This is a genomic window from Miltoncostaea oceani, assembly GCF_018141545.1.
GTDB lineage: Bacteria > Actinomycetota > Thermoleophilia > Miltoncostaeales > Miltoncostaeaceae > Miltoncostaea > Miltoncostaea oceani.
The window spans coordinates 864,897-889,584 of record NZ_CP064356.1 but is presented as its reverse complement, the minus strand read 5'-3'; the positions used below and the strand labels follow the sequence as shown (position 1 = coordinate 889,584).

General features: G+C 76.5%; 25 protein-coding genes. 16 read left to right on the top strand and 9 right to left on the bottom strand.

All coding sequences use genetic code 11. The annotated features are described in order from the left end of the window. Positions 1–54 precede the first annotated feature (54 nt). Together IU369_RS04445 and IU369_RS04440 are read left to right on the top strand one after the other, a co-directional pair. Entirely contained in the window at positions 55–2,397 is a 2,343-nt protein-coding gene (locus tag IU369_RS04445) for a diguanylate cyclase (protein ID WP_217923364.1), read from the top strand. Next, a complete protein-coding gene (locus IU369_RS04440; protein ID WP_217923363.1) occupies positions 2,394–3,254 on the top strand; it encodes a hypothetical protein in 861 nt (286 codons plus the stop codon). Before IU369_RS04445 ends, IU369_RS04440 begins: the two co-directional genes overlap by 4 nt. Before the next feature lie 8 nt (positions 3,255–3,262). Here the strand turns inward: IU369_RS04440 and IU369_RS04435 are convergent, their stop codons facing one another. Beyond that, positions 3,263–3,946: a TIGR00266 family protein gene (locus IU369_RS04435; RefSeq protein WP_217923362.1), complete on the bottom strand. Its 684-nt coding sequence runs from the start codon at positions 3,944–3,946 to the stop codon at positions 3,263–3,265. An 86-nt stretch (positions 3,947–4,032) separates the two neighbouring features. Here IU369_RS04435 and IU369_RS04430 point away from each other — a divergent pair, with 86 nt between their 5' ends. Both IU369_RS04430 and IU369_RS04425 read left to right on the top strand, forming a co-directional pair. Next, a complete protein-coding gene (locus IU369_RS04430; protein WP_217923361.1) occupies positions 4,033–4,545 on the top strand; it encodes a PH domain-containing protein in 513 nt (170 codons plus the stop codon). Beyond that, a complete protein-coding gene (locus IU369_RS04425; protein WP_217923360.1) occupies positions 4,542–5,999 on the top strand; it encodes a PH domain-containing protein in 1,458 nt (485 codons plus the stop codon). The genes IU369_RS04430 and IU369_RS04425 overlap by 4 nt, the downstream gene beginning before the upstream one ends. Positions 6,000–6,136: 137 nt before the next feature. Here IU369_RS04425 and IU369_RS04420 read toward each other — a convergent pair whose 3' ends face one another. Together IU369_RS04420 and IU369_RS04415 are read right to left on the bottom strand one after the other, a co-directional pair. Further along, the gene (locus IU369_RS04420) at positions 6,137–6,874 is read right to left on the bottom strand and encodes a gamma-glutamyl-gamma-aminobutyrate hydrolase family protein (RefSeq protein WP_281426227.1); all 738 of its coding nucleotides are present in this window, start codon (positions 6,872–6,874) and stop codon (positions 6,137–6,139) included. 130 nt (positions 6,875–7,004) lie between these two features. Next, positions 7,005–7,313, bottom strand: coding sequence for a J domain-containing protein (locus IU369_RS04415; protein WP_217923358.1), 309 nt, complete (start codon positions 7,311–7,313; stop codon positions 7,005–7,007). 114 nt (positions 7,314–7,427) lie between these two features. On the opposite strand from IU369_RS04415, the gene IU369_RS04410 reads away from it, so the two are divergent. The 7 genes from IU369_RS04410 to IU369_RS04380 all read left to right on the top strand — a co-directional run bounded on the left by IU369_RS04410 (position 7,428) and on the right by IU369_RS04380 (position 14,317). Next, on the top strand, positions 7,428–7,571 hold the full coding sequence (locus IU369_RS04410) for a hypothetical protein (RefSeq protein ID WP_217923357.1): 144 nt from the start codon (positions 7,428–7,430) through the stop codon (positions 7,569–7,571). Positions 7,572–7,618: 47 nt separating this feature from the next. Beyond that, positions 7,619–8,131: an HNH endonuclease gene (locus IU369_RS04405; RefSeq protein WP_217923356.1), complete on the top strand. Its 513-nt coding sequence runs from the start codon at positions 7,619–7,621 to the stop codon at positions 8,129–8,131. After that, a complete protein-coding gene (locus tag IU369_RS04400) occupies positions 8,128–8,775 on the top strand; it encodes a hypothetical protein (protein WP_217923355.1) in 648 nt (215 codons plus the stop codon). Before IU369_RS04405 ends, IU369_RS04400 begins: the two co-directional genes overlap by 4 nt. A gap of 38 nt (positions 8,776–8,813) precedes the next feature. After that, positions 8,814–10,271, top strand: coding sequence for an HD-GYP domain-containing protein (locus IU369_RS04395; RefSeq protein WP_217923354.1), 1,458 nt, complete (start codon positions 8,814–8,816; stop codon positions 10,269–10,271). 91 nt (positions 10,272–10,362) lie between these two features. Next, positions 10,363–12,033 (top strand): putative manganese-dependent inorganic diphosphatase, encoded by a 1,671-nt coding sequence (locus tag IU369_RS04390; RefSeq protein WP_217923353.1) that lies wholly within the window; start codon positions 10,363–10,365, stop codon positions 12,031–12,033. Positions 12,034–12,132: 99 nt separating this feature from the next. Further along, positions 12,133–12,852, top strand: coding sequence for a response regulator transcription factor (locus tag IU369_RS04385; protein ID WP_343233222.1), 720 nt, complete (start codon positions 12,133–12,135; stop codon positions 12,850–12,852). Positions 12,853–12,859: 7 nt separating this feature from the next. Beyond that, positions 12,860–14,317 carry a sensor histidine kinase gene (locus IU369_RS04380; protein ID WP_217923351.1) on the top strand — a complete coding sequence of 486 codons (1,458 nt, stop codon included), beginning with the start codon at positions 12,860–12,862 and terminating at the stop codon, positions 14,315–14,317. 9 nt (positions 14,318–14,326) lie between these two features. On the opposite strand, the gene IU369_RS04375 is transcribed toward IU369_RS04380, so the two are convergent. Next, positions 14,327–15,295 carry a LacI family DNA-binding transcriptional regulator gene (locus IU369_RS04375; RefSeq protein WP_217924327.1) on the bottom strand — a complete coding sequence of 323 codons (969 nt, stop codon included), beginning with the start codon at positions 15,293–15,295 and terminating at the stop codon, positions 14,327–14,329. 128 nt (positions 15,296–15,423) lie between these two features. Here IU369_RS04375 and IU369_RS04370 point away from each other — a divergent pair, with 128 nt between their 5' ends. Together IU369_RS04370 and IU369_RS04365 are read left to right on the top strand one after the other, a co-directional pair. Next, the gene (locus IU369_RS04370; protein WP_217923350.1) at positions 15,424–16,095 is read left to right on the top strand and encodes a hypothetical protein; all 672 of its coding nucleotides are present in this window, start codon (positions 15,424–15,426) and stop codon (positions 16,093–16,095) included. Positions 16,096–16,174: 79 nt separating this feature from the next. Continuing rightward, positions 16,175–16,825, top strand: a complete 651-nt coding sequence (locus IU369_RS04365; protein ID WP_217923349.1) for a nitroreductase family protein — start codon at positions 16,175–16,177, stop codon at positions 16,823–16,825. Between the two features lie 47 nt (positions 16,826–16,872). On the opposite strand, the gene IU369_RS04360 is transcribed toward IU369_RS04365, so the two are convergent. Continuing rightward, on the bottom strand, positions 16,873–17,493 hold the full coding sequence (locus IU369_RS04360) for an NADPH-dependent F420 reductase (protein WP_217923348.1): 621 nt from the start codon (positions 17,491–17,493) through the stop codon (positions 16,873–16,875). Next, positions 17,493–18,266 (bottom strand): type 1 glutamine amidotransferase domain-containing protein, encoded by a 774-nt coding sequence (locus IU369_RS04355; RefSeq protein ID WP_217923347.1) that lies wholly within the window; start codon positions 18,264–18,266, stop codon positions 17,493–17,495. Before IU369_RS04355 ends, IU369_RS04360 begins: the two co-directional genes overlap by 1 nt. 93 nt (positions 18,267–18,359) lie before the next feature. Here IU369_RS04355 and IU369_RS04350 point away from each other — a divergent pair, with 93 nt between their 5' ends. Beyond that, complete coding sequence (locus IU369_RS04350) at positions 18,360–19,202, top strand: MarR family transcriptional regulator (protein ID WP_217923346.1); 843 nt, start codon at positions 18,360–18,362, stop codon at positions 19,200–19,202. Between the two features lie 7 nt (positions 19,203–19,209). On the opposite strand, the gene IU369_RS04345 is transcribed toward IU369_RS04350, so the two are convergent. Then, positions 19,210–19,668, bottom strand: coding sequence for a hypothetical protein (locus IU369_RS04345; RefSeq protein WP_217923345.1), 459 nt, complete (start codon positions 19,666–19,668; stop codon positions 19,210–19,212). Between the two features lie 71 nt (positions 19,669–19,739). Here IU369_RS04345 and IU369_RS04340 point away from each other — a divergent pair, with 71 nt between their 5' ends. After that, the gene (locus IU369_RS04340; protein ID WP_217923344.1) at positions 19,740–20,105 is read left to right on the top strand and encodes a 4a-hydroxytetrahydrobiopterin dehydratase; all 366 of its coding nucleotides are present in this window, start codon (positions 19,740–19,742) and stop codon (positions 20,103–20,105) included. On the opposite strand, the gene IU369_RS04335 is transcribed toward IU369_RS04340, so the two are convergent. Next, the gene (locus IU369_RS04335; protein WP_217923343.1) at positions 20,084–20,677 is read right to left on the bottom strand and encodes an anthranilate synthase component II; all 594 of its coding nucleotides are present in this window, start codon (positions 20,675–20,677) and stop codon (positions 20,084–20,086) included. The genes IU369_RS04340 and IU369_RS04335 overlap by 22 nt on opposite strands. Continuing rightward, a complete protein-coding gene (gene pabB, locus IU369_RS04330; protein WP_217923342.1) occupies positions 20,674–22,074 on the bottom strand; it encodes an aminodeoxychorismate synthase component I in 1,401 nt (466 codons plus the stop codon). Before pabB ends, IU369_RS04335 begins: the two co-directional genes overlap by 4 nt. A gap of 179 nt (positions 22,075–22,253) precedes the next feature. Between pabB and IU369_RS04325 the strand changes: the two genes are divergently transcribed. Next, the gene (locus IU369_RS04325) at positions 22,254–24,668 is read left to right on the top strand and encodes a galactose oxidase early set domain-containing protein (protein WP_217923341.1); all 2,415 of its coding nucleotides are present in this window, start codon (positions 22,254–22,256) and stop codon (positions 24,666–24,668) included. Positions 24,669–24,688: the final 20 nt, after the last annotated feature.

The window sequence follows — 24,688 nt, the reverse complement described above, 5'->3', positions numbered from 1 at the left end:
CGAGTTTGGCAGACTCGGTGCCCGCGGGGCGTCCCGTCCCGCACACGGAGGCCTGTGACCCGACGACCCCAGAGCTGGCTCGTCATCGCGGCGCTCGCCGCGATGCTGATCGCGACGGGGCTGGCCGTCGTCGCCGCCGTGAACCGCGAGGGGGACGCCGCCCGTGACCGGCGTGCGCTGGTCGCGGGCCCCGCCATCCGGGCGCTCGCGGCCGAGGTCGCCGTGTCGACGGCGAGCCTCGACGACCTGCGCGCGTTCCACGAGTCCTCGGACCGCGTGACGGCCGAGGACTTCACGCGCTTCACCGCCGCCCCGCTGCAGCGGCAGACCTCCCTGATGTACCTCGCCTGGACCCCGGAGCCGTCGCCCGCCGACGCCGGCGGGGGCCTCGTGGCGGGTGAGGAGCCCACGCCCGGCGCGGCCCACGCCCTGCTGGCCGACGCGGCCACCGCAGACGTCCGGGCGGCCGCGCGCGACATGGGCCGGCCGCGGATGACGCCGCCCCTCGGCGGCCCCGACGGACCGACGGCGCTGCTCGTCGCGCCCGTCTACTCGCCGGGCGCCCCGCTGCGCACCGTCGAGCAGCGCCGCGCGGCCCTGCGCGGGTGGGTGAGCGGGATGCTCCGCCTGACGCGCCTCGGCGGGATCGCGCGCGAGGGGCTGCCCGAGGGCGTCGGGCTCGTCGTGCGCGACGGCGGGGCGACGGTGACGGGGGCCGGCGGCGCCGGGGACCCCGAGGGCACGATCGCGGTCGCCGGGCGCCTGTGGACCGTCTCCCTCCCCGGCCTCGGGGGACCGTCGCGGCTGCTGCCCGTCGGCGTCGGCGTGGCGGGGCTCGGCCTCACCGCCCTCGTCGCCCTGCTGTTCCGCGCCTCCGCCAACCGGGAGCGCACCGCCCGCCGCGAGCTGGAGGGCCTGCGGGTGCGGCACGACCTCATCCTCGGCTCCGCCGGCGACGGCATCGTCGGGCTCGACGACGACGTGCGCGTCACCTTCGTCAACCCGGCGGCGGCCGACGCCCTCGGGTGGGACATCGACGACCTCACCGGGGGACGCTTCGACGAGCTGGTGCTCCCCGCGCTCGGCGCCGCGGTGCGGGGCGGCCGGCCCCTGACCGGCGAGGGACCCGTCCGCCGCCGGGACGGCACCAGCTTCGTCGGCGAGTACGCCGCCACCCCCCTCAGCGAGGGGGACGTCGCGAGGGGGGCGGTCGTCGTGTTCCGCGACGTCACGGCGCGGGCCGAGGAGGCGCGCCGCACCCGCGAGAGCCTCGCCGCCGCCGAGGAGCTCGCCGCGATCGACGCGCTCACCGGCCTCGCGAACCACCGCACCTTCCACGACCGCCTGCGGATCGAGCTGGAGCGTGCCCGCCGCCACGGGCGGGGACTCTCCCTCGTGCTGATGGACCTCGACCACTTCAAGCAGGTGAACGACCGCTACGGCCACCAGGTCGGCGACCGGGTGCTGCGCCACGCCGCGCGCGTCTTCGAGGAGGAGACGCGCACCGGGGAGCTCGTCGCCCGGGTCGGCGGCGAGGAGTTCGCGATGATCCTGCCCGAGGCCGACGGGGAGGAGGCGTTCCGCGCGGCGGAGCGGGTGCGCCGGGCGGTCGGCGCCGCGACGTTCCCCGAGGTGGGGCACATGACGATGTCGGCGGGCGTCTGCGACCTCCCGCACGCCGGGGACGCCGACACCCTCTACCGCCTCGCCGACGGCGCCCTCTACTGGGCGAAGCACAGCGGGCGCGACATGGTGCTGCGCTACACCCCGGACATGGTGCGCTCCCGGCCGGCGCCGGCGCGCACCGACGACGACGTCACGGACGCCGCCGCGGAGCGCCGCCAGGCACTCGTGAGCATGCGCCTGCTGGCCCGCGTCGTGGACGCCAAGGACCCGTCGACGCGGCGCCACTCGGAGCGCGTCGCCGACCTGGCCGCCGAGATCGCCGTGAAGCTCGCGTGGCCGTCGGCCCGCGTCGCCGCGCTACGGGAGGCGGCGCTGTTGCACGACGTCGGCAAGATCGGCGTCCCCGAGGACCTGCTGACCGCCCCCCGCCCGCTCACCGACGCGGAGGAGGCGCAGATGCGCGAGCACGTCGACATCGGCACGCGGATCCTGGCGGAGGCCCTCTCGGCGGAGCAGGTGTCGTGGGTCCGCGGCCACCACGAACGGTGGGACGGCAACGGGTATCCTGACGGCCTGCTGGCGGAGGAATGCCCCGAGGGAGCCCGCATCCTGGCCCTCGCCGACGCCTGGGACGTCATGACCTCCGACCGAACGTACCCGCCGATGCCGCGCACCCCCGCCGACGCGATCGCCGAATGCCGGGCGCATGCCGGGACGCAGTTCTGGCCGGTCGCGGTCGAGGCCCTCGCGCGCCTCCGGGGCGGCGGGTGAGCCCAGCACCCGGGCGCGGGCCGCTGCTGGCCGCCTGCGCGATCGCGGGTGCCTCGATCGCGGGCCTGCTGGCCCTCGCGGTCGTGCTGGACGGCGACGGCGGCGGGGATGCGCGCGACCCGATCCGGGTGGTCGCCGACCACGCCGTCATCACGATCCCGTCCCCGGCCCGTCCCCCCGCACCGTCCCCGGACGCGGACCCGGCGCCGGGCGCGCCGTCGCCGTCCGCCCCCGGCCCGCGCGTCGGCCCGGCGCGCCCCGCCGTCGCGCAGGACACGACGCCCGCACCGCCCGCGGACACGCGCCCCGCCGGGGTGGCGCCGCGCATCGCGGTCCCCGGCGGCGTGCGGCCGCTTCCGGTGGGCGTCGTCCGCGGGGGGCCGCGCATCGTGCCCGTCGCCGTCCCCGTCGGACCGCTTCCCGGTCCGGTCCCGGTCGCCGGGACGCCCGGCCCGGCCCCCGTCGGCATCGTCCCCCCGGTGCCCGCGCCCCCGGTCGCCTCACCGCCGCCCGACGGCCCTCCCCCGCCACCGGCCGCGCCGGCACCGCCCGTCCCCGTGCCCCCCGTCGTCGGACCGCCCGGCACGCCGGCCGACGAGGACCCGGACGCCGGGGGCCCGGGGAAGCCCGACGGCGGGACCCCGGACGACGGGAAGCCCGACGAGGGGCCCCCCGACGGCGGGAAGCCGGACGAGGGGACGCCCGACGGCGGGAAGCCCGACGGCGGGACGCCCGACGGCGGGAAGCCGCCGAAGGGCGGGACGCCGACGACCGGGACGCCCCCCGGTCCCTGCGCCGTCGCGGCGACCACGGGCACGGCCCCGCCCGCCGCGCCGTGCGCGACCGGCGGGGACTGACCCGCCCCTCAGGAGCGCGAGAAGGGCAGCACCGTCGTGAGCCAGGCGATCAGGGCGCTGGGGTTCCGGCTCTGGACCATCACCTCGCCCGGTCCCCGGAAGTCGAAGACGAAGCCCTCGCCGCTCTTCAGCGTCTGCACCGTGCGGCCGCCGGCGGCGCGGCGCAGATCGAACGTCACCCCCTCCTCGAAGGCGACCATGTGACCGGAGTCCACGACCACGGTCTCCCCCTCGGCGAGGCGGATGCGGTCGAGCGCGCCGTAGCACGAGAGCAGCACCGTCCCCCGCCCGGACGCGCGCACCAGGAACCCGCCCTCGCCGCCGAACAGGTTCTTGAACCCACCCCACTTCGTGTCGATCTCGACGCCGGACTCCGAGGCGAGGTAGGAGCCGCGCTGGATGAAGAACGGCGTCGCGCCGACCTCCACCTCGGCCAGGTCGCCCGGGAGGTTCGCGGCGACGTCCACCCAGCCCCCGGCGGGCGGCGCCGTGTACGTCGTGATGAAGAAGGACTCGCCGCCGAGCACCCCGCGCTTCAGCGACTTCATGAGCCCGCCCTGCATCGCCGCCTGGATGTCGACGCCCTCCGAGGTCGACATCATCGCGCCGGACTCGGCGCGGACGACCTCACCGCCCCCCAGCGTGCAGCGCGCGACGGCGAAGCTCGGCGCATGGCGGATCGCGATGTCCATCACACCCTCCCGTGTCGGATGACCCGGGGCAGTGAAGCACGGGTCCACGGGACCGGGTGGCGCCGCTCCGCTAACGTCGGGCGCCGATGACCGATGAGACGACCGGGGGCGACCTCCGCCTGCGGCCGCCCGCGGAGGCGCTCGACCCGCGGGTGCGGCGCCTGTGGCGGGCGTGGATCGCCATCAGCACCGTCGTGGCCGTCGCGATCGCCGTCGTGGGCGTCGTGATCGCCGCCGCCGTCGCCGACCCCCCCGCCGGGCTCCTCGCCGCGGTGGTCGCCGTCGTCGCCGTCGGCGGCGTCGTGGTCGCGGTGGTCGCGCCCCCCATCGCGTACCGCGTCATCCGCTTCGAGGTGACGCCGCTCGGCCTGTTCGTCCGCACCGGGTGGATCACGGAGACGCTCACCGTCGTCCCCCACAGCCGCATCCAGTCGGTCCGAACCACCACCGACCCGCTGCAGCGCTCCCTCGGGCTCGCCACCGTCGAGGTGCGGACCGCCGGCAGCGCCGTCGCGCGGATCCCCGGGCTCGACGCCGGGCGCGTGGCGGCCCTGCGCTCCGAGCTCGCGGCGATGGCCGGGACGGGCACCGCCACGTGACCGTCGAGGGCCGCCTGCACCCGCTGGCGATCCTCGTCCACGCCTGGCGCGGCGTCCGGGTGCTCGGACTCGTCGGCATCGTCAGCCTCCTCACGTCGCGGTCGCCGGTCACGCTCGGCCTGATCGCGGCGGCGCTGCTGCTGGTGGTGCTCCCCGGCGCGGTGCTCGCGTGGATGCGCTTCACCTACCGCGTCGCCGACGGGGCGCTCGAGGTCCGGTCGGGCGTGCTGACCCGCTCCACCCGCACCATCCCGCTCGACCGGGTCCGCGGCGTCGACGTCACGGTGCCGCCCCTGCACCGCCTCGCGGGGCTCGTGCAGGCGCGGGTCGAGGACGCGAGCGGCGGGGCCGGCGACTCCGGGCTCACCCTCGCCGCGATCCGCCGCGCCGACGCCGACGCACTGCGCGACGCGGTGCTGCGGGTCGCGCCCGCCGACCCCGCCGACCCCGCCGCGCCCGCGGCCGCCGGGGACGGGCCGCCGCCGCTGGCGCGCGCCCGCGCCGCGACCCTCGCCCGCGCCGGCGCGACCAGCGGCCGCTACCTGCTGGTGCCCGTCGCCGCCGTCGCCGGGCTGCTGAACGCCGTCGGGGACGACCTGCCCGCCGTCCGCGACGGCGTCGAGGACGCCGTCGCGATGACCCCGACCGGCGCCACGGGCGCCGCGCTCGTCGTCGCCGCGGCCATCGCCCTCGCCGTCCTCGTCGCCGCCGCCGGGAGCCTGCTGGTGGACGGCGGGTTCACCCTCCGCGAGGCAGGCGACCGGCTCGTCGCGCGCCGGGGCCTCCTCGCCCGCCGCACCGTCTCCCTCGTCCGCCCGCGGGTGCTGGAGGTGCGCACCTCCCCGCCGTGGCGGGCCCAGCGGCTCGCGGAGCTCCGCGGCCTCGTCGGCGGCGTCGCGACGACCGAGCGGGAGGGGCGCGGCCGGAGCACCCTCATGCCGGCCGACCGCGAGGACCGCGTCTGGGCACTCGCCCGCCGCATCGACCCCGCCGTGCACGACGGCCTCGACCCCCACCCCGCGCGCGGCCTCCCCCGCCGGCTGCTGCGCGCCTGCGGCCCGCCCGCCGTGGTCGCCGTCGTCGCCGGCCTCGCCGCCGGGCCCGTGCCGGCCCTCGTCGCGGCCGGCGCGACCCTCGTCATGGCGGCGGTCGCCGTCGACCGCCACCGCGCGCTCGGGAGCCGCCTCGCCGGCGGCAGGCTCGGCCTGCGGGAGGGGAGCCTGTCGCGCCGCCACACCGTCATCGCCCCCGACGAGGTCGTCGCCTACCGGGTGCGGCGCTCCCCCGGGCAACGCCGCGCCGGGCTCTGCACGCTCACCGTCGACCTCGGCCAGGGCGCCGGGTCACGGCGCGCCCTCGACGCCGACGCCGGCGGCGCGACCGGCCTGCTGCGGGACCTGGCGCCGGACCTGATGGCGCCCCTCGTGACCGGTGACCCCCGCCCCAGGGAGTAACCGGACCACGCAGACACTGGACGGGCGGCCAAGGAACGGGGCGGGCCGGGAGTCGAGACTGCGGGTGCGAGCGGGGTGGAGTGCACTGCCTACCGGGTCAGCTCCGTTCGTCACGGCGAGCGGCTCGGATCGAGAAGTCAGCCCCCTTCTTCTCGATCCGCGCCCCGTCGCCGGCCCTCGCGGGCCGCCGTCACCAGCGCACCGATCACCGGGCTGCGGGGGTCCGCCTCGGGGTGCCACTGCACGCCCAGCACCCACGCCGGCCCGTCGCCCTCGACGGCCTCCGGCACGCCGTCGCCGACGGCGCGACCGCTGACCCGCAGGCCGCGGCCGACGTCGCCGATCGCCTGGTGGTGGTGGGACGCCACCCGGTGCACCCGCGTGCCGACGGCCCCGTGGACGCGCGAGCCCTCGACCAGCTCCACGTCGTGCTCGTTGCCGTCGAAGCGGCCGATCTCCCGGCGGTGCTCCTCGGTGCCGAGCTCCTCCGGGATGTGCTGGCGCAGCGTCCCGCCGGCGGCGACGTTGATGACCTGGGCGCCGCGGCAGATGCCGAGCACCGGCATCCCGCGCGCCATCGCCTCGCGCACCAGCGCGGTCTCGACGGCGTCGCGCAGGGGGATCGGTGCGTCGTTCAGCGGGTGGGGCTCCGCGCCGTACTCCTCCGCGGCGATGTCCACCCCGCCGACGAGCATCAGCCCGTCGAGGCGGTCGAGGACCCGGCCCGGGTCGGCGGCGACGGCCTCGTCGGGCGGGATCAGCAGCGCGATCGCGCCGGCCCGCTGCACCTGCTCGAGGTAGTTGACGGGCACCAGGGCGGCGGGCAGGTCCCAGACCGACCAGCGCGCCCGCTCCATCGCGGCGCAGACGCCGATGACGGGGATGTCGGCGGTGGTGGCGATGCGCGAAGGCTACGTGGAACGCCGCGCGGGGGGGGGGGGGGGGGGGGGGGGGGGGGGGGGGGGGGGGGGGGGGGGGGGGGACACCCGCGGGCGTCCCGGGGTCTCAGGCCCGCCACTCCCGGGTGTGCAGGGGGCGCATCTCGTACGGCAGCGCGCGCCCGGCGTCCTGCGCGCGGACCACGCCCGTGCTCCCGTAGCGGGCGACGGGCGTGGCCTGCGTGGCGACGACACCCTCGATGAGCGTCTCGAAGGCCTCCCGACCGGTGGCGAACCGCCATGCCGCCCCTGCGTCACCGGGACAGCGGTCGGGGTGGTGCTCGCGGGCGAAGCGCCGCCAGGCCCCGACCAGCGCGTCGCGCTCGACGCGGGCGGTGGGGAGTCCGAGGACGTTCGCTGCGGTCGTCACGTTCATGGGACGGACCGTAGGCCCCGCGCCGCGGGCCGCGGCCACCCGGCCGGGCGGTTCGCCCCTCGACGCGCGGCCAGGTCACGGCACCCCGGCGGGCGGGGCGCTAGGGTCCGTCGCGTGATGGCGCTCGGCTACACCATCGTGGGACTGATGCTCGGCCTCGGGGTCGTCCTGGCCGGCGGGATCGTCGGGGGACTCTGGTTCGCCGTCTCGGCGATGCGCCCCGAGCTGCTCGAGAGGCGCCGCCGCCGCGAGCCGTGAGGGGCGGCGGCGGTCGTCCGCGCCCGGGGGTAGCGTGACCCGCCACCGTGCTGCGCGAGGATCCACACGCCCGCTTCGAGGACGCCTTCCTGCGACGCCGCTTCGTCAGCGGACGCCGTGAGTTCGCGTTCATCTCGACGCGGGCGCACCGCGCGATCGTGCGCGACCAGGAGGACGTCCCCGTCGCCGTCGCGGAGGACGCCCCCCGCACGTGGTGGATGTTCCGGGGCCGCTTCTTCTGGGAGGACGACGGCCTGGGACCCGACGAGGTGAGGGCCCTGCTGCACGAACGCGAGCGCCGGCGGCGGCGCCGCATCGACCGGGCCGTGGACATGATGCACGCCGACGCCGCCGGTGACGCGCCGCGCCGGGAGTCCCTCCCCGAGGACGTGCGGCGCGAGGTGTTCCGCCGCGACGGTGGCCGCTGCGTCCGCTGCGGCAGCGACGAGCTGCTGCAGTTCGACCACGTCATCCCCGTCGCGCTCGGCGGCTCCTCCACGGAGGCGAACCTGCAGCTGCTCTGCGCACCCTGCAACCGGGAGAAGGGGGCCGACCTGTGACCGCCGCCCAGGAGGCCCTCGGCTGGATGCGCACCCACGGCGACGTGCTGCGCGGGCTCCTCGCCGACGGGCAGGGCGACGACCCCGACCACTCCCCCGGCGGCGACCCCTCGGTGCGGGCCCACCTGCGCTTCGCCGCGACGGCGCTCGCCGCGACCGGTCCGCCGTCGCTGCGGCCGGCGCTCGCGTCGTTCGCCGAGGACCTGCCGGAGTGGTTCGCCGAGGGCCGCGACCTCTACGAGGACCACCTCGACACCGGCCACGGCGCGATCGCCCTGGAGGAGCACCTGCAGTTCGGCACCTCCCCCGGGCACGACCCCTCCCTCGACGCCGGGCTGCACCGGCGCCTGCGCATCGGGGGGTGGATCCGCGTCTTCCTGCACGGCCTGGAGCTGCGGCTCGGGCCCGCCGCCGACGGTCTCGCGCAGCAGGTCCTCGACGGCGTCGGCGCCCGCCACCGCGAGCTGTCGCGGCTGATCCTCGCCCTCGACCGGGAGGCGAAGGCCGCGGCCCGCCGCACCGGGGGGGACCTTGCGTCGGACCTCGCGACGCAGGACGAGATCGGTCAGGTGGCCACCGTCCAGGGCCACGTGCGTCTGCTCGTCGAGGAGCTCGCCCCGGCGCTGGAGTCCGCCGCCGGCTGACGCCCGTCACGATTACGTCACGGGGGAGGATCTACCCGGTGGCCGCCGAGGGGGTCGAGGACCGCCGCAGGGTGCCGATGGTCCACGTGTGCGCCGGGATCCCGGCGCGGCCACGGACGACCGCAGGAGGGAACCGCCGCATGCTCGACACCGCCACCTCGTTCCGCCTGTCGGAGGTGATCGGGGCGCTCTCCCACGCGCTGGACCTGACGGAGGGCCAGCCCGTCGGCCACTCCCAGCGGAGCTGCATGATCGGCATGGAGCTCGGCGCGCGCCTCGGCCTGCCGGGCGAGGTGCTGCGGGACCTCTTCTACGCCATCCTCCTGAAGGACGCGGGCTGCTCCAGCAGCGCCGCCCGCATGTGCGAGCTGTTCGCCACCGACGACCGCGCCCTGAAGCGCGACTTCGCCTTCGTCGACTGGACGAGCACCGCCGACTTCGTGCGGTACGCGGCGCGCAACGTCGCCCCCGGCCAGTCGGCCTTCTCACGGGCCGGGAGCCTCCTGCGGGCGCTCCGCGGCATCGCCCGCGAGGCCGACGACCTCAACAACGCCCGCTGCGACCGGGGCGCCCGGATCGTCGCGATGCTCGGGTTCCCGCCGGCGGCGTCGGAGGCCGTCCGCGCCCTCGACGAGCACTGGGACGGCAGCGGCCGCCCCGACGGCCTCGTGGGCGATGCGATCCCCCTCATCTCCCGCATCGCCTGCCTGTCGCAGACCGCGGAGATCTTCATGTCGGCCGACGGCCCCCGGGCCGCGCTCGACGTCGTGCGGGAGCGCCGCGGCCGCTGGTTCGACCCGGAGATCAGCGACCTGTTCCTCGCGATCGGCCCGGACGACCCCCTCTGGACCCGGCTCGCGGGCGACTCGGTGGCCGAGGCGCTGCGCGACCTGGAGCCCCGCGACGGGATCGCCATGGCCGACGAGGAGGGCCTCGACCGGGTCGCGGAGGCGTTCGCGAGCGTCATCGACACGAAGTCGCCCTACACCGCGCGCCACTCCACCGGCGTCGCGACGTACGCCGTCGCCATCGGCGCGGAGATGGGCTTCGACGCGCTGCGGCTGCGGAGCCTGCGCCGGGCCGGCCTGCTGCACGACATCGGCAAGCTCGGCGTGTCGAACCTGATCCTCGACAAGCAGGGGAAGCTGACCGACGAGGAGTTCCGGGAGGTCCGCAACCACCCCCTCTACACCCACCAGATCCTGTCGCGGATGGACGCGTTCGCCGACATCGCCGAGGCCGCCGCGTCCCACCACGAGCGCATCGACGGGCGCGGCTACCACCGCGGCATCGGCGGGGACCGGCTGGGGACCGAGGCCCGCATCCTCGCCGTCGCCGACGTCTACGAGGCCCTCACCGCCGACCGCCCCTACCGCGGCCCGATGCCGCGCGAGACGGCCCTCGGCATCCTCTGGAAGGACGCCGGGACGGCGTTCGACCCGGAGTGCGTCGCGGCCCTCCAGGTCGCCTCCGCGGAGCTCGACGGCCAGGTCTGACGGGCCGGGGGCGGGCGGCGCCGGGGGAACCGGCGGCCCGTGCGCGAACCACACGTGTGCGGCGCGGACCTCCCGCCGCGGGCGGCGCCGTGTGATCATCCGCCCGACACCGCGCGACCACGACCAGGACGGCTCCCCGTTGCAGACGATCTACGTGACCGGCCACCGCAACCCCGACATGGACTCCATCGCCTCGGCGATGGGCTACGCCGAGCTGAAGGGCCGGCTCGACGGGGGGGCGCGGTACGTCGCGGTGCGGCTCGGTGAGATCAACGCCCAGGCGCGCTGGGCGCTCGAGCGCAGCGGGGCCACCCCGCCCGAGTTCCTCGACCACGTGATGCTCCGGGCACGCGACGTGATGCGCGACGAGTTCCCCGTCGCGAACCACAACGACTCCCTGCGCGACGTCGGCCGCGCCATGGCGCAGAGCGACCTCGACCTCATCCCGATCGTCGACGACGACGGCGCCATCGCCGGGCTGCTCACCGCCCGCGACCTCGCCCGCCGCTACGTCAAGGAGTCGGGCGAGCCGTCGAGCTTCGCCGACCGCCCCGCCTCGGTCGACCTGATCGTCGACGTCCTCGGCGGCTCGCTCCTGGTCGCCCCGCAGCGGCGCCTCAACGGCCGCCTCTGGGCCGTCACCGTCGACGCCGACCAGATGGGCCAGACGATGGGCCCGAACGACATCGTCGTGATCGGCAACCGCACCGACGCCCAGCGGCGGGCCGTCGAGATCGGCGTGGCCCTGCTGGTCTCCCCCTACGACTCGCAGCCCGACCCCGAGGTCATCGCCCTCGCCGAGGCCGCCGGGACGGGCATCGTCATGTCGCCCCTCGACTCGTACGTCACCGGCCGCCTCGTGTCGCTGTCGGTGCCGGTCCGCGAGGTGATGAGCCGCGGCCCCCTCACCGTCGAGCCCGACGACCTCCTGTCCGACATCGCCGACCGCATCTCGGAGGTCCACTACAGCGCCGCGATCGCCGTCGACGAGAAGCAGAACCCCGTCGGCCTCATCACCCGCGGCGAGCTCGTCAACCCGCGTCCCCGCGAGGTGATCCTCGTCGACCACGCCGAGGAGGCGCAGAGCGTCGCCGGCGTCGGCGAGGCCCACATCGTGGAGATCCTCGACCACCACCACATCGGGTCGATCGAGACCCGCTTCCCGGTGGCCGCGACGTTCGACCCGGTGGGGAGCACCGCCACCCTCGTGGTGGAGCGCTTCCGCTCCCACGGGCGCGAGCCCCAGCGCCCCACGGCGATGATGCTGCTCTCCGCGATCCTCTCCGACACCGTCATCCTCAGCTCCCCGACGACCACGGACCGCGACCACCAGGTGGTCTCGTACCTCGAGGAGCTGCTCGGCTTCGACGCCCGCGAGTACGGGACCGAGATGTTCGAGGCATCCTCCGACGTCGGCGACGTCGCGGCGTCCGAGATCATCCGGCGCGACGCGAAGGAGTACGAGGTCAGCCACGGCCGGCGGCTCTGCGTCGCCCAGATCGAGACGGTCGGCCGGGGCCTGCTCAGCCGGCGCGCCGAGCTGCTCGGGGCGATGGAGGAGGTCCGCGACCGCCAGGACTACGCGCTCTACGCGCTGATGGTCACCGACATCGTCGAGAAGGGCACCGAGCTGCTCGTGACGGGCGACAGCAGCCCCGTGGAGCGCGCCTTCGGCGTCCCCGCCACCGACAACGTCCTCGACCTGCCGGGCGTGATGAGCCGCAAGAAGCAGGTCGCGCCGGCCCTCCTCAGCGCCTTCTGACCCGGGGGCGCCGCCGACAGGCGGCCCTCACCGGCTTCACAGCCGGCTCTCAGGATGGGTGTCTACTGTGAGCCCACGGAGCGACGAGGAGGCGGCGTGATCGGGACCGGGGGACGCGAGGCCGCGGGCGCCGAGGCGCGGGTGCTGGTGGTGGACGACGAGGAGAGCATCGTCCAGCTCCTCTGCACCGCCCTGCGGTACGAAGGGTTCGCCACGGCGTCCGCCGCGAGCGGGCGCGAGGCGCTGACGCAGGCCGCCGAGTTCCGCCCCGACCTCGTGCTGCTCGACGTGATGCTCCCCGACATCGACGGCTTCGAGGTGCACCGCCGACTGTCCGGCGCGACCGCCGGCCGGCTGCCCGTCGTCTTCCTCACCGCCCGGCGCGAGACCGACGACCGCGTCCGCGGCCTGACGATCGGCGCCGACGACTACGTCGTGAAGCCGTTCAGCCTCGAGGAGCTGATCGCGCGGGTGCGGGCCGTGCTGCGGCGCACCCGCGGGGAGCACGACGCCGCCCGCCGCCTGGCGTTCGAGGACCTGGAGCTCGACGAGGAGACGCGCGAGGTGCGCCGCGGCGGCCGCCTCGTCGAGCTGACCCCCACCGAGTTCAGCCTCCTCCGCTACCTGATGGTCAACGCGGGCCGGGTGCTGAGCAAGGCGCAGATCCTCGACCACGTCTGGAACTACGACTTCGGCGGCGACTCGAACGTCGTCGAGACGTACATCAGCTACCTCCGCAAGAAGATCGACCGCGACGGGGAGCCCCTCATCCACACGGTCCGCGGGTTCGGGTACGCGTTGCGCGTCAAGCGGGACTAGCGGACCCGTGTCGCTGCGGGCGCGCCTGCTGGCGGTCGTGCTCGCCCTGATGGTCGTGGCCCTCGTCGCGGCCGGGTGGGCGACGCACGTGGCGCTGCGCTCGTTCCTGATCGACCGCGTCGACCGCGACCTGCGCGAGGCGCCGTTCCCCGCGGCCGTGGGCTTCGGCCCGGGACCGGCCGGCCCCGGGCCGGGATCGCGGGTCGACCCGGGCCTGCCGCCGGGCGCGATCGTCGAGATCCGCGCCGCCGACGGCACCGTCCTCGTCCGCCGCGACGTCCGCGAGTCGGGCCAGTCGGCGCGGACGCTGCCCGCCGCGGTGCCCTCCGGCTACTCGACCGTGGAGGTCGCCGGGGGCGGCGAGTACCGGGTGCTCTCGCGGGGCGAGGGCGACGGCGGGGGCTTCCCGCGGCGGGACGCCCTCCTGCCGACCGGCGGGGCGCTGCTCGTCGGCATCCCGCTGTCCGACGTGAACGACACCCTCCGCCGGCTCCTCCTCATCGAGATCGCCGTCGGCGTCGTGACGCTCGCCGGCCTGACGCTGCTCGCGCTCTGGCTGGTGCGCCTCGGCCTGCGCCCGCTGGAGCGGATGGGGACGACCGCCGACGCCATCGCCGCGGGCGACCTGTCGCGGCGCGTCGACGACGACGACCCGCGCACCGAGGTCGGGCGCCTCGGGCGGACGCTCAACGCGATGCTCGGCCGCATCGAGGAGTCGTTCGACGAGCGGCGCGCCAGCGAGGAGCGGCTGCGCCGCTTCGTCGCCGACGCGTCGCACGAGCTGCAGACCCCGCTGACCTCCGTCCGCGGCTACGCGGAGCTGTTCCGCCGCGGCGGCGCCGACGACCCCGAGGACCTCCAGACGATCATGCGCCGCATCGAGGCCGAGGCCGCGCGGATGGGCGTCCTCGTCGACGACCTGCTGCTGCTGGCGCGCCTCGACCAGGGCCGCCCCCTCGACCTCCGCCCGCTCGACCTCGCGGAGATCGCGGGCGAGCTCGCCGCCGACGCCCGCGTCGTGGAGCCGGGGAGGCCGATCACGGTGCGGGACGACGGGCCGGTGATGGTGCGGGGCGACGACCTGCGGCTGCGCCAGGTGGTGGGCAACCTGCTGAGCAACGCCCGGGCCCACACGCCCCCCGGCGCCGCCGTCACGGTCACGACGACCGCCCGCGACGGCGAGGCCGTGGTGGAGGTCGCCGACACCGGGCCCGGGCTCGCGCCCGAGCACGCCGCCCGGGTGTTCGAGCGGTTCTTCCGCGCCGACCCGTCGCGGGCGCGCACGAGCGGGGGCAGCGGGCTCGGCCTCTCGATCGTCGCGGCGATCGCCGAGGCCCACGGGGGACGTGCCGAGGTCACCTCCGCGCCGGGAGAGGGCGCCGCCTTCCGGCTGGTGCTGCCGCTCGCGGACGCCGCGGAGGACGGGGACCCGGTCCCGGCGCCACCCCCTCCCCCGTCCCCCTGACGACGGCCGTCAGGGTCGCGGCGGCCCCGTGGTCCCGCGGATGACGAGGGAGGTGGGCAGGGGCGGCGACGACTCCGGGGTGGCGCCGTCGACCAGGGCCGAGAGCGCCGCGCCGGCGAGCTCGCCGAGCGGGCCGTAGGGCACGAAGACGGCGGTGAGGCCGAGGGCGTCGCTGCCCGGCAGGTCGTCGACGCCGGCGATCGACAGGTCGCCGGGGACGTCGCGGCCCGTCCACCGGGCGGTGTCGAGGGCGACGCGCGCCAGCAGGTCGTTGAGCCCGAGGACGGCGCGGGGGCGCGGCGTGCGGCCGAGCGCGACGCGCGCGGCGATCTCGGCGTCGGCGCGGGTCGGGCCGACCGCCCGGCGCCCCGCGGCCGGGCCCGCCTCGTGGGCGTGCCGGCCCTCCGGCGCACCGGCCATGTAGATCGTGAGCGGCCCGGCGTCGCCCCAGCCGGCGCGCACGCCGTCGAGGCGCTCCCCGCAGCCCGGCCACGCGAGCACCACCAGGTCGTCGTGGCCGAGGTCGCGCAGGTGCCGGGCCGCCGCGGCTGCCGCCCCGGCGACGTCGGCCCGCAGCACGACCACGCCGTCGGTGGGCGGGACGTCGACGACGACGACCGGGTGGGGCGCGGGAGCCGCCGGGAGCGTGCGGAACAGCACGGCCCCGTCGACCGCCGCGGGCCCGGTCGCGCCGCTCAGCAGCAGCGAGACCCCGGCGCGGTCGCAGGCCCGCACGAGGCCCCGGGCGACGAGCGCGGCGGCGGGGTCGGAGAGCAGCGACTCCGCCGTCCCGTCGGCGAGCAGCGCCACGATGCGGGTGCGGCCCGTCGCGAGGGACCGGGCGATCGGGTCGGGGCCCGCGTAGCCCACGGACGCCGCCGTCGCGAGCACGCGCTCCCGGGTCGCGCTCGCGACGCGGTCGGGGTGGCTGTAGGCGTTCGAGGCGGTCCACACCGAGACGCCGGCGGCGCGGGCCACGTCGCGCAGGGTGGCGCGGCGGGGGGGCGGGGACCCCGGTGTCGGCTTGCCGGTCATCGATCTAAGCGGTTAGGGTAGCGGCGCGCCGCTTCGCCGGCGACCCGCAACCGCGTCCTCCCGGAGGTCCCGTGTCCCCGTCATCCCTGCTCCCGCCCCAGATGGTCGTGGGCAGCCGCATGCTCTACTTCGGCTGGGTCCCCGCCGATCCCGACGCCGTGGCCGCCATGGTACCCGGCGCCCTCCAGGCGAACGGCAACGTGTTCATGAACCAGTACGTCGTCGACCGCCCCGAGCAGACCTCGGGCTTCGGCGCCTACTCCCTCACCTACATCGGGTCGGACCTCGTCGGCCACGACGCCGACGAGAACACCCCCGGCCGCTGGTGGACGCACTACTTCAACGACAACCCGCCCATGCGCGAGTACGTGCAGGCCCGCGGCGTCCCCGCCGTGCAGGGCGAGACGGTGATCGAGATCGACGACGGCGTCCTCACGGCCACCACCTCCGACGACGGCACGCCCGTCATCCGCACCCGCGTGCGGGTCGGCGAGCCGGGCGACGTGACCGCGACCGGCCAGCTCGTCTACATCACGGACATCGACGGCTCGTACGTGTCGGGGCGCTACCCGTACGTCGCGCGGCTCGTCGACCCGTGGGAGGTGCTGTCGCTCGAGTTCCTCGCGCCCGACCACTCCGTGTACGCGCTGCGTCCCGCGGACCCGCTCCAGATCCTCTGGGGCTTCTACTCGCCGCACGCGAGCTTCTGCTACCCCGGCGGCGAGACGACGCTCGACCTGTAGCGCGACCTGCCGGACGCCCGCGGTGCGCGGGCGTCCGGCAGACTCCCGCCGAAACGACCCGAATCCCCGGAGGGAGTCGATGGAGCTCGCAGACGCCATCCGCAAGCGCCGCGCGGTGCGCACGTACACCGACCGCCCGGTCGACGACGAGACGCTCGACCGCCTGCTGCGGCTCGCGCTCCGCGCGCCGAGCGGCGGCGGCCAGCAGGCGTGGAGCCTGCTCGTGGTGCGCGACGCCGAGAAGCGCCGCGCCGTCGCGGACCTGATCATCGCCGGTGGCGCCCAGTACTTCGCCCTGATGCGCCCGCAGAAGGACGCGACCGACGAGGAGCACGCCGCCTGGGCGTCCGAGTACGCCGAGGGCGTCATGTCGACGTACCGCCAGGTCCCGGCCTTCGTCGTCGGGCTGCTCGTGCCGCGCGGGTACCCCGAGGGCTTCCCCGGCGGCTACGAGGACGACCTCATCTCGCTGGCGTTCGCCTTCGAGAACCTGATGCTCGTCGCCCGCGAGGCCGGCCTCGGCAGCGTCCCGATCACCGCCTTCCAGCGGTGGGAGAAGGACCGCCTGCGCGAGATCATCGGCGTCCCCCCGGAGGTCGATCCGGCCATCGTGAGCCCGATCGGCTACCCCGAGTCGTTCCCGACGGGCCTCGCCCCGGCGCTGAAGCGCAACTTCCGCCCGTGGCGCGCGCTGGTCCACGACGACACGTACGGCAACACGCGGGCCTGAACCACCGGGCGCGCCGCCCCCGCGGGGGCGGCGCGCCGCACGGCCGGTCAGCCGGGTGGCTCCTCGATCACGCGGAACGCCAGCCGCCGGCGGCGGCCGTCCCGCATCGCCAGCGCGAACCAGAGGCGGGTCGCGCCGTCGAGCAGTCCGTCGGCCTCCGGCCCCCCGACCCGCACCGGGCGCAGGCCCGTCGCCGCGATGACCGTGCGGGCCGTCGCGTCGGGCGGGCCGTCCGGGCCGCTGTAGGGGAGGTCCGCGCGTTCGCCGGCGACCACCGGTCGCGCCATCGTGTCCCATCCCAGCGTGTTGAACGCGCGGAAGACGTGGGCACCCGGCGCGTGCTCGTCCCACGCGGACCGGTGGTGGAGCGGGCCGGTCGCGCCACCGGACATGTCGTTGCTGGCGTCGAGCACCACCCGGCCGGAGAGACGCACGCCGTGTTCGGCGGCGAACGCGGGCACGGCGGTGCCCGGTACCGCGACGACGACCACGTCCGCCGCGTCGAGCGCTGCGGCGACCTCGGACGTCCTCCCCGTCCAGCCGTCGGGCGTCCGCGCGGGGTCGCGCACCGCGAGGGTCACGTCGAGGCCGGCGCCGGCGAGTCTCCCGGCGAGCGCGCGGCCCACCGCGCCGGCGCCCACCGTCGCGACCCGCGTCGCGGCGCCCATCAGACCCCCAGCGCGGCGACGAGCAGCTCGGCGACCCTCGTGCCGGAGTACTGCTGCTGACCGGTGACCAGGTTGCCGTCGCGGACCGCGAAGGCCCGGAACAGCCCCGCCTGAACGTAGTTCGCCCCGCGGGCGCGGAGCTCGTCCTCGACCCGGTACGGCATGATCCTCGTGCCGACGGCCGCGTCCCCGAAGTCCTCCTCGACGTTGGCGAAGCCCGTGACCGTGCGCCCGGCGACGAGGTACGAGCCGTCGGCGAGCCGCACGTCGATCAGCGCGGCCACGCCGTGGCAGAGGGCGGCGGTCATGCGGCCCGACTCGTAGACCTCGGCGATGGCGGCCATCAGGCCCTCGTGCCCGCGGAACTGGAACATCGGTCCCTGCCCGCCGCACACGACCAGGGCGTCGGCGGCCCCGAGGTCGACGTCGCCGATCGCCGGGGTGTCGTCGAGGAGCGCCGTGATCGCGGGCGTGTGGAGAGCGCCCATGGAGAGGAGGTCGTCCTCGGACCATCGGCTCGGGTCGCGGGGGTCCGACAACGCGTCGACCTCGACGCGGCCACCGTCCGGCGACGCGATGACGACCTCGTACCGCGCGGCGGTGAAGGCGTGCAGGGGGTGGAACAGCTCGGCCGCCCAGAACCCGACGGGCCAGCCCGTGGTGGTGGAGACGCCGGGGTTCGCGACGACCATCACCACCCGCGGACGCCGCCCCGGGCGGACGGGCACCGACTCGTGGTGTGCCTGGGCGCCTGCGGTGATCACGCTCGACATCTCGATCCTCCCCGGTGGTCGTCCTCTATCCCTCGCATTCTTAGCTTGATCTCAAGGTATATGTCAAAGGGGTCCGCGGGTTAGGATGGCCGCATGACGCCGCGTACCCCGGACCCCGATCCCATGGCCGACTCGGTCGACCGCCTGATCGCCCAGTGGTCCCGGGCGCGGCCCGACCTGGACGTGTCCCCGGTGGGCGTCGTCGCCCGCCTCGCCCGCGTCCGGTCGCACATCGACGCGGAGCTCGAGGTGCTGTTCGCCCAGCACGGGATCGGCGGACCCACGTTCGCGGTGCTCGCGACGCTCGTCCGCCTCGACGACGACGCGGGGGTCCCGCAGCGGCGCCTGATGGACGAGCTGGGACTGACCTCCGGCACCGTCAGCGTCCGCATCGACCGCCTGGTGCGCGACGGCCTCGTCGAGCGACGTCCCGATGTGGAGGACCGCCGCAACACTCGCGTGGTGCTCACGCCCCGTGGTGCCGACCTCGTCGAGCGCGTGATCCCCGCCCACCTCGACAACGAGCGCCGGATGCTCGCCGCCCTCGACGACGGCGAACGCGACGTCCTCGCGGGACTGCTCCGCCGGCTGCTGATCGAGTTCGAGGGCGACGGGGGACGGGACGCGGGTGCCGGGCGCCTCGGCATGGCCCTCGCCCCCGCCCACGTCACCCTCGCGATGCGTCGCGCCGTCGGGCTGCCCCCCGAGCCGGGGCTGCTCGTGCGGGCGGTGGAGGACGGCGGTCCCGCCGACCGGGCCGGCCTCGCCGAGGGCGACGTCCTCGTGGCCGCCGCGGGTGTCCCCCTGCGTGCCCTGGGGCGGCTGCACGCCGCGGTCGCCGCCGCGGGGGCGGGGGGCCGCCTCGACCTCGAGGTGGTCCGTGGCGTGGACCGGCGCGCGACCACGCTGGAGCTGCCCCCGCGACCCGCCGGATGACCGCTCCTCAGTCGCGCACCAGGGCGACCTCGACGAGGCGGCGCCCCGCGGCGCCGGGCGGGTCGGGCAGCGTGCCGACGACCTCCCAGCCGCGCGGCGCGGACCCGGTGAACGCCCCCTGGTAGGGGCCGGGCGCCTCCCGCGTGAACTCGTGCCAGGCGCCGAGGGCGAGGATCGCGTCGTCGAGCAGCGGGCCCTCGCCCTCGCCGTAGGCGGCGCTGACGGCCTCCGGGCGCCCGCCCTCGCCCGACACCAGCACGTCGAGGGCGCCGGGCACGGCCTCCGGCCCCGTCACGGTCACCTCGTCGCCGGCGGCGTCGGGCGCGCCGGCCCAGCGCGCCACCTCGTCCATGCCGGCGCCGCCGGCCAGCAGCCCGGCCGCCGCGTGCACCCAGTCGAGCGTCGCCTCGTCCCCGCCCACCCCGGCCTCCCGGTCGTCGGCCGCCGCCCGGCGGGCGGCGCGCACGCGGAGGATAGGAGCCCCGGCACGACCGGGGTACGATCGCGCCCCGCACGACGACAGCGAGGGAGGGCCCGATGGCCGAGGCACTGAACGACGCGACGGTCGACGCGCGCCTGGCCGGGGCGCTGGCCGCGTGGTCGCGCGACGGCGACACCATCGTCCGCACCTACCGCACCGGTGGCTGGAAGGGGTCGCTGATGGTGGCGATGGCCGTCGGCCACCTGGCGGAGGCGGCCTGGCACCACCCCGACCTGCTCGTCACGTACCCCGGGGTCGAGGTGCGCCTGACCTCGCACGACGCGGGCGGCGTGACCGAACGCGACCTGGCGATGGCCGCGCGCATCGAGGGCGTGGTCGCGTGGCGTCCCGGCGCCGGCGACGGGCCGTTCACCGGGACCCCCGACGACCCGCGCTTCGCCTACGTGCTCGACGACGACTGAGCCCGGGGCGCCGGGCCGAGGAACGACCGCAGCAGGTCGTGGCCGCGGTCGGTGAGGACCGACTCGGGGTGGAACTGGACGCCCGCGACGGGGTGGTCGCGGTGGCGGAGCGCCATGATCTCGCCCTCGGCGCTGCGGGCCGTGACGACGAGCTCGGCGGGGAGGGTCTCGGACTCCACCACCAGCGAGTGGTAGCGGGTGGCGCGGAGCGGGTCGGGCAGCCCCGCGAAGATCCCCTCGCCGTCGTGCGCGATGAGCGACGCCTTGCCGTGCATCGGCCGCCGGGCGCGGACCACCCGCCCGCCGAAGGCCCGGCCGATGCACTGGTGGCCGAGGCACACGCCGAGCAGGGGCACGCGGGGCCCGAGGCGCCGCACCACCTCCACCGAGACGCCCGCCTCGTCGGGGGTGCAGGGCCCCGGGGAGACGACGATGTGGGAGGGGTCCATGCCGGCGACCTCCTCCACCGTGACGGCGTCGCAGCGGACGACCGCCGTCTCCCACCCCAGCTCCCGCACGTACCGGGCGAGGTTGTGGACGAAGGAGTCGTGGTTGTCGATCAGGACGATCACGGGGAGAGGGCCGCCACCATCGCGCGCGCCTTGGCGAGCGTCTCCTCGTACTCCGCGGCGGGGTCGGAGTCGGCGACGACGCCGCCGCCGGCGCCGAACGTCACGGTGCCGTCCCGCACCACGAGGGTGCGGATGGCGATGCCGGTGTCGAGCGACCCGTCCCAGCCGGCGTGGCCGATCGCCCCGCAGTAGGGGCCGCGGCGCACGGGCTCCAGCTCGGCGATGATCTCCATCGCCCGGATCTTCGGGGCGCCGGTGATCGACCCGCCGGGGAAGCACGCCTCGAGCAGGTCGACCGCGCCGAGGCCGTCCCGCATCCGCCCGGTCACCGACGAGACCAGGTGCATCACCGTCGCGAACCGCTCCACCGCGCAGAGCTGGGGCACGTCGACGGTGCCGTCGCGGCACACCCGTGACAGGTCGTTGCGCATCAGGTCCACGATCATCACGTTCTCGGCGCGGTCCTTCTCGCTGGCCTCCAGCTCGGCGGCCAGCGCCGCGTCCCCGTCGGGCGTCGTGCCGCGCGGCCGGGTCCCCTTGATCGGGCGCGTCTCGACCCGCCCGTCCCCGAGCCGCAGGAAGCGCTCGGGCGACGACGAGGCGACGACGGTGTCCCCCAGCGCGAGGTAGGCGCCGAAGGGGGCGGGGTTGGCGCGCTGGAGCCGCCGGAAGAGGTCGTAGGGGGAGAGCCCCGCCGGCAGGGCCGTCGTGAAGCGCTGCGACAGGTTCACCTGGAAGACGTCGCCGGCGAGGATGTAGTCGATCACCCGGCGCACCGCGTCCTCGTAGGACGCCCGGGTGAAGCCCGACGCGATGACCGGTGCCGCGGCGGGGGCGGGGGGCGGCGGCAGCGGCCGGGCGGCGGCGAGGCGCGCCTCCACGTGGTCGAGCCGGGCGGCGGCGCGGGCGGCGCGGGCCGCGGGGTCGGCCTCGGGCAGGCCGCTCGAGACGATCCAGGCGCGGCGGGCCCGGTTGTCGAGGCACACGACGACGTCGCAGAGCAGCAGGCCCGCCTCGGGTGCGTCGTCCGGCGCGGCCGGGGCGAGCGGGACCCGCTCCAGGTGACGGCCGAGCTCGTAGCCGAGGACGCCGACCGCCCCGCCCTGCAGGGGCGGCAGGCCGGGAACGCGCGGGGTGGCGTGCCGCGCGAGCGCGGCGCGCAGGGCGTCGAAGGGCGACCCCGGCACCCGCCTCCCGTCGACCTCTGTGGCGCCGTCGCGGCCGGTGATGACGCCGAACGGCTCGAGGGCGATCAGCGAGTGGCGGCCGCGTCCGTCGTCGGCGGCGCTGTGCAGCAGGGCGGCGTGCCGGTCGCCCGCGACGACCGCGAACAGCTCCAGCGGATCCCGCCAGGGGATCTCCCGGTGCAGCGGCGCGGGCGGGTGGGGTGGCGGCACCGCCCCATCATGGCGTCGCCGCGGACCCGGTTGGGGATCGCCCGCTCCGATCGCGCCGCCGGATGCCGATGAGGATGTGGGGATCGCACTTCCCACGCGCGTCGGCGCGCCGGGGCGGTCCACGCGGGACGAGGCATGGAGGCGACGTGGACGCAGGGCGACGGGGACCGCGACGGAGGGTGCTGGCGCTGGGCGGCGTGGCGGCGGCGATGGCCGCGGCGGTCGCCGTGACGCCGATGGTGTCGGGCAGCGAGAACGCACCGCTGACCACGCCCGTCACCGGCTACGTCGAGGGCTCCGGTTTCGACCACAACCTCGCCCACCTCGGCGCGAGCCCGGCCGTGAAGCGGCGGGCCGCCGCCCGGGCGCGCCTCTGCGACGACGCGGGCTGGCGCGCGGAGAACCCCGCGTCCTGCCCCGCCCCCGCCCCGACCCGGGCGCAGGCGCGCACCGCCGCCGTCGCCGGTGCGGATGTCGCGGCCGCCGACCTCGGCCCGCTCGACTCGACGCAGCCGGCGGGCCTGTGGGGCCCGCTGCTGCAGGTGCCGAGCACGGCGATCCACGCGGTGGTGCTGCCGACGAACAAGGTCCTGTGGTTCTCGCAGCCGAAGTACCCGGCCGAGGTCCTCACCGACGGGGGCAACGCCCACCTCTTCGACCCCGCGACCGGCCAGTCCACGGAGGTCCCGCCGCCCGTCGTGTCGTACCCGGCGGACCCCGTCGCGGGGATCCCGGCGTACGACGCCCCCGCGAACCTGTGGTGCGGCGGCCAGACCCTGCTCGCCGACGGCCGCGTGCTGGTGGTCGGCGGCAACCTCGCCTACCCCGTGGGTGGCAACGGCGCCGGCGCCGGCGCCGGGTCGGGCTTCAAGGGCGGCGCGTGGGTGATGACCTTCGACCCGTGGACCGAGGAGTGGACGCGCTACGAGGACATGGACCACGGACGCTGGTATCCGACGCTGACGGAGATGCCCGACGGACGGGTGCTGATCGTCGGCGGCTGGGACGAGACCGGTGGGGTCCAGACCGGCGGCGACCCGAACGCCGCGCCGACGATGCTGAACAACCAGGACGTCGAGGTCTTCGACCCCTCGGCGGCCCCGGGGACGGTGGCGACGGAGGTCGTGAGCCGGCTGCCGCCGAACGGGCCGGGGCAGCCGACCCCGTGGCCGAACCACGAGGGGGTCGGCCTCTACCCGCACATGTTCGTGCTGCCGAGCACCACGGCCCTCGGCGCCGGCGGGGACAAGATCCTCGTCGCCGGCCCGAACGCCTACGACTCGGCGGTCATCGACACCGACACGTGGGTGTGGACCGACATCGGCGAGCAGCCGCTCGGCGGCGACCCCCGCCTCAGCCAGGACCGCTCGTGGGCGACCGCGTGGCTCGCGCCGTCCGACGCCGACGGCTCGACCCGGGTGGTGCTGATGGGCGGCACGAACGCCGGCGGCGCGGCCCCCGGACCCGGCACGGCGCCGCCGCCGAGCACGACGGCCGAGGTGCTCGACCTCGACGACCCCGACGCCGGCTGGCAGCTCGGCGCGGCCCCCCCGCTCACGACCGGACGGGCGCACTTCAACACGGTGCTGCTGCCCGACGGCTCGATCTTCACGAACGGCGGCGGCTACGGCCGCAAGAACGACACGCTCTACGCGGAGCCCGTCTACGGGGCGGAGCTCCTCGCCGCCGGCGCGACGTCGTGGACGCCGGTGGGCAACGAGGCGGACGCCCGCACCTACCACTCGACGTCCGTCCTGCTTCCCGACGGCCGGGTGCTGAGCGCCGGCGACGACCGCGACATCCCGAGCGCCGCGTCGGCGGACCACCTCGCCCTGGCGAACCGGACCGCCCAGATCTGGAGCCCGCCCTACCTGTTCGACGGCCCCCGGCCCGTCGTGACGTTCGCGCCGACGTCGGTGCGCTACGACGCCCCGTTCCGCCTCGCGGTGCAGGGCGACCCGGCCGCCGTGACCCGCGCCGTGCTGGTGCGACCCGGCGCCGTCACCCACTCCGTCGACATGTCGCAGCAGGTGATCGCCCTCGACGTGACGACGCAGGCCGACGGCATCACCGCCACGACCCCGCTCGACGCGACCGTCGCCCCACCCGGCTACTACATGCTCCACGTCCTGAACGCGGACGGCGTCCCGTCGGTGGCCTCGTGGGTGCGGCTCGACCCGGCGGCCCCGGACGCGCCGGCCCTGCCGGCGGTGCCCGTCGCCCCGCCCCCCTCCACCCCCGCGACCCCGGCGCCCGCCCCGGCGCCGACGCCGGTCACGCCGCCGCGCCCGGCACTCCGGATGACGGTCCCCACCCCCCGCGTGGTCGCGGTGGGGCCGTCGCTGCGGATGACCGTCCGCCTGCGGGCGACGGTGCGGGCCACGGCGACGATCCGCCTGACCCGCCCGAACGGGCGTCTCGTGACGTCGCGGCGCGTCGCGCTCCGGGCGGGCCGCACGCTCTCCCCGCGCATCACCTTCCGGCGCGCCCGCCTCGGCGGCGCGACCCGGGTGCGGATGCGGGTCACGGTGCGGGACACCACCGGCCGCACGACCGCGCTCACCCGCGTCGCGAGGGTGCCCGCCCGCCGCTGAGCCCGTCCCGGCGCCCGGCG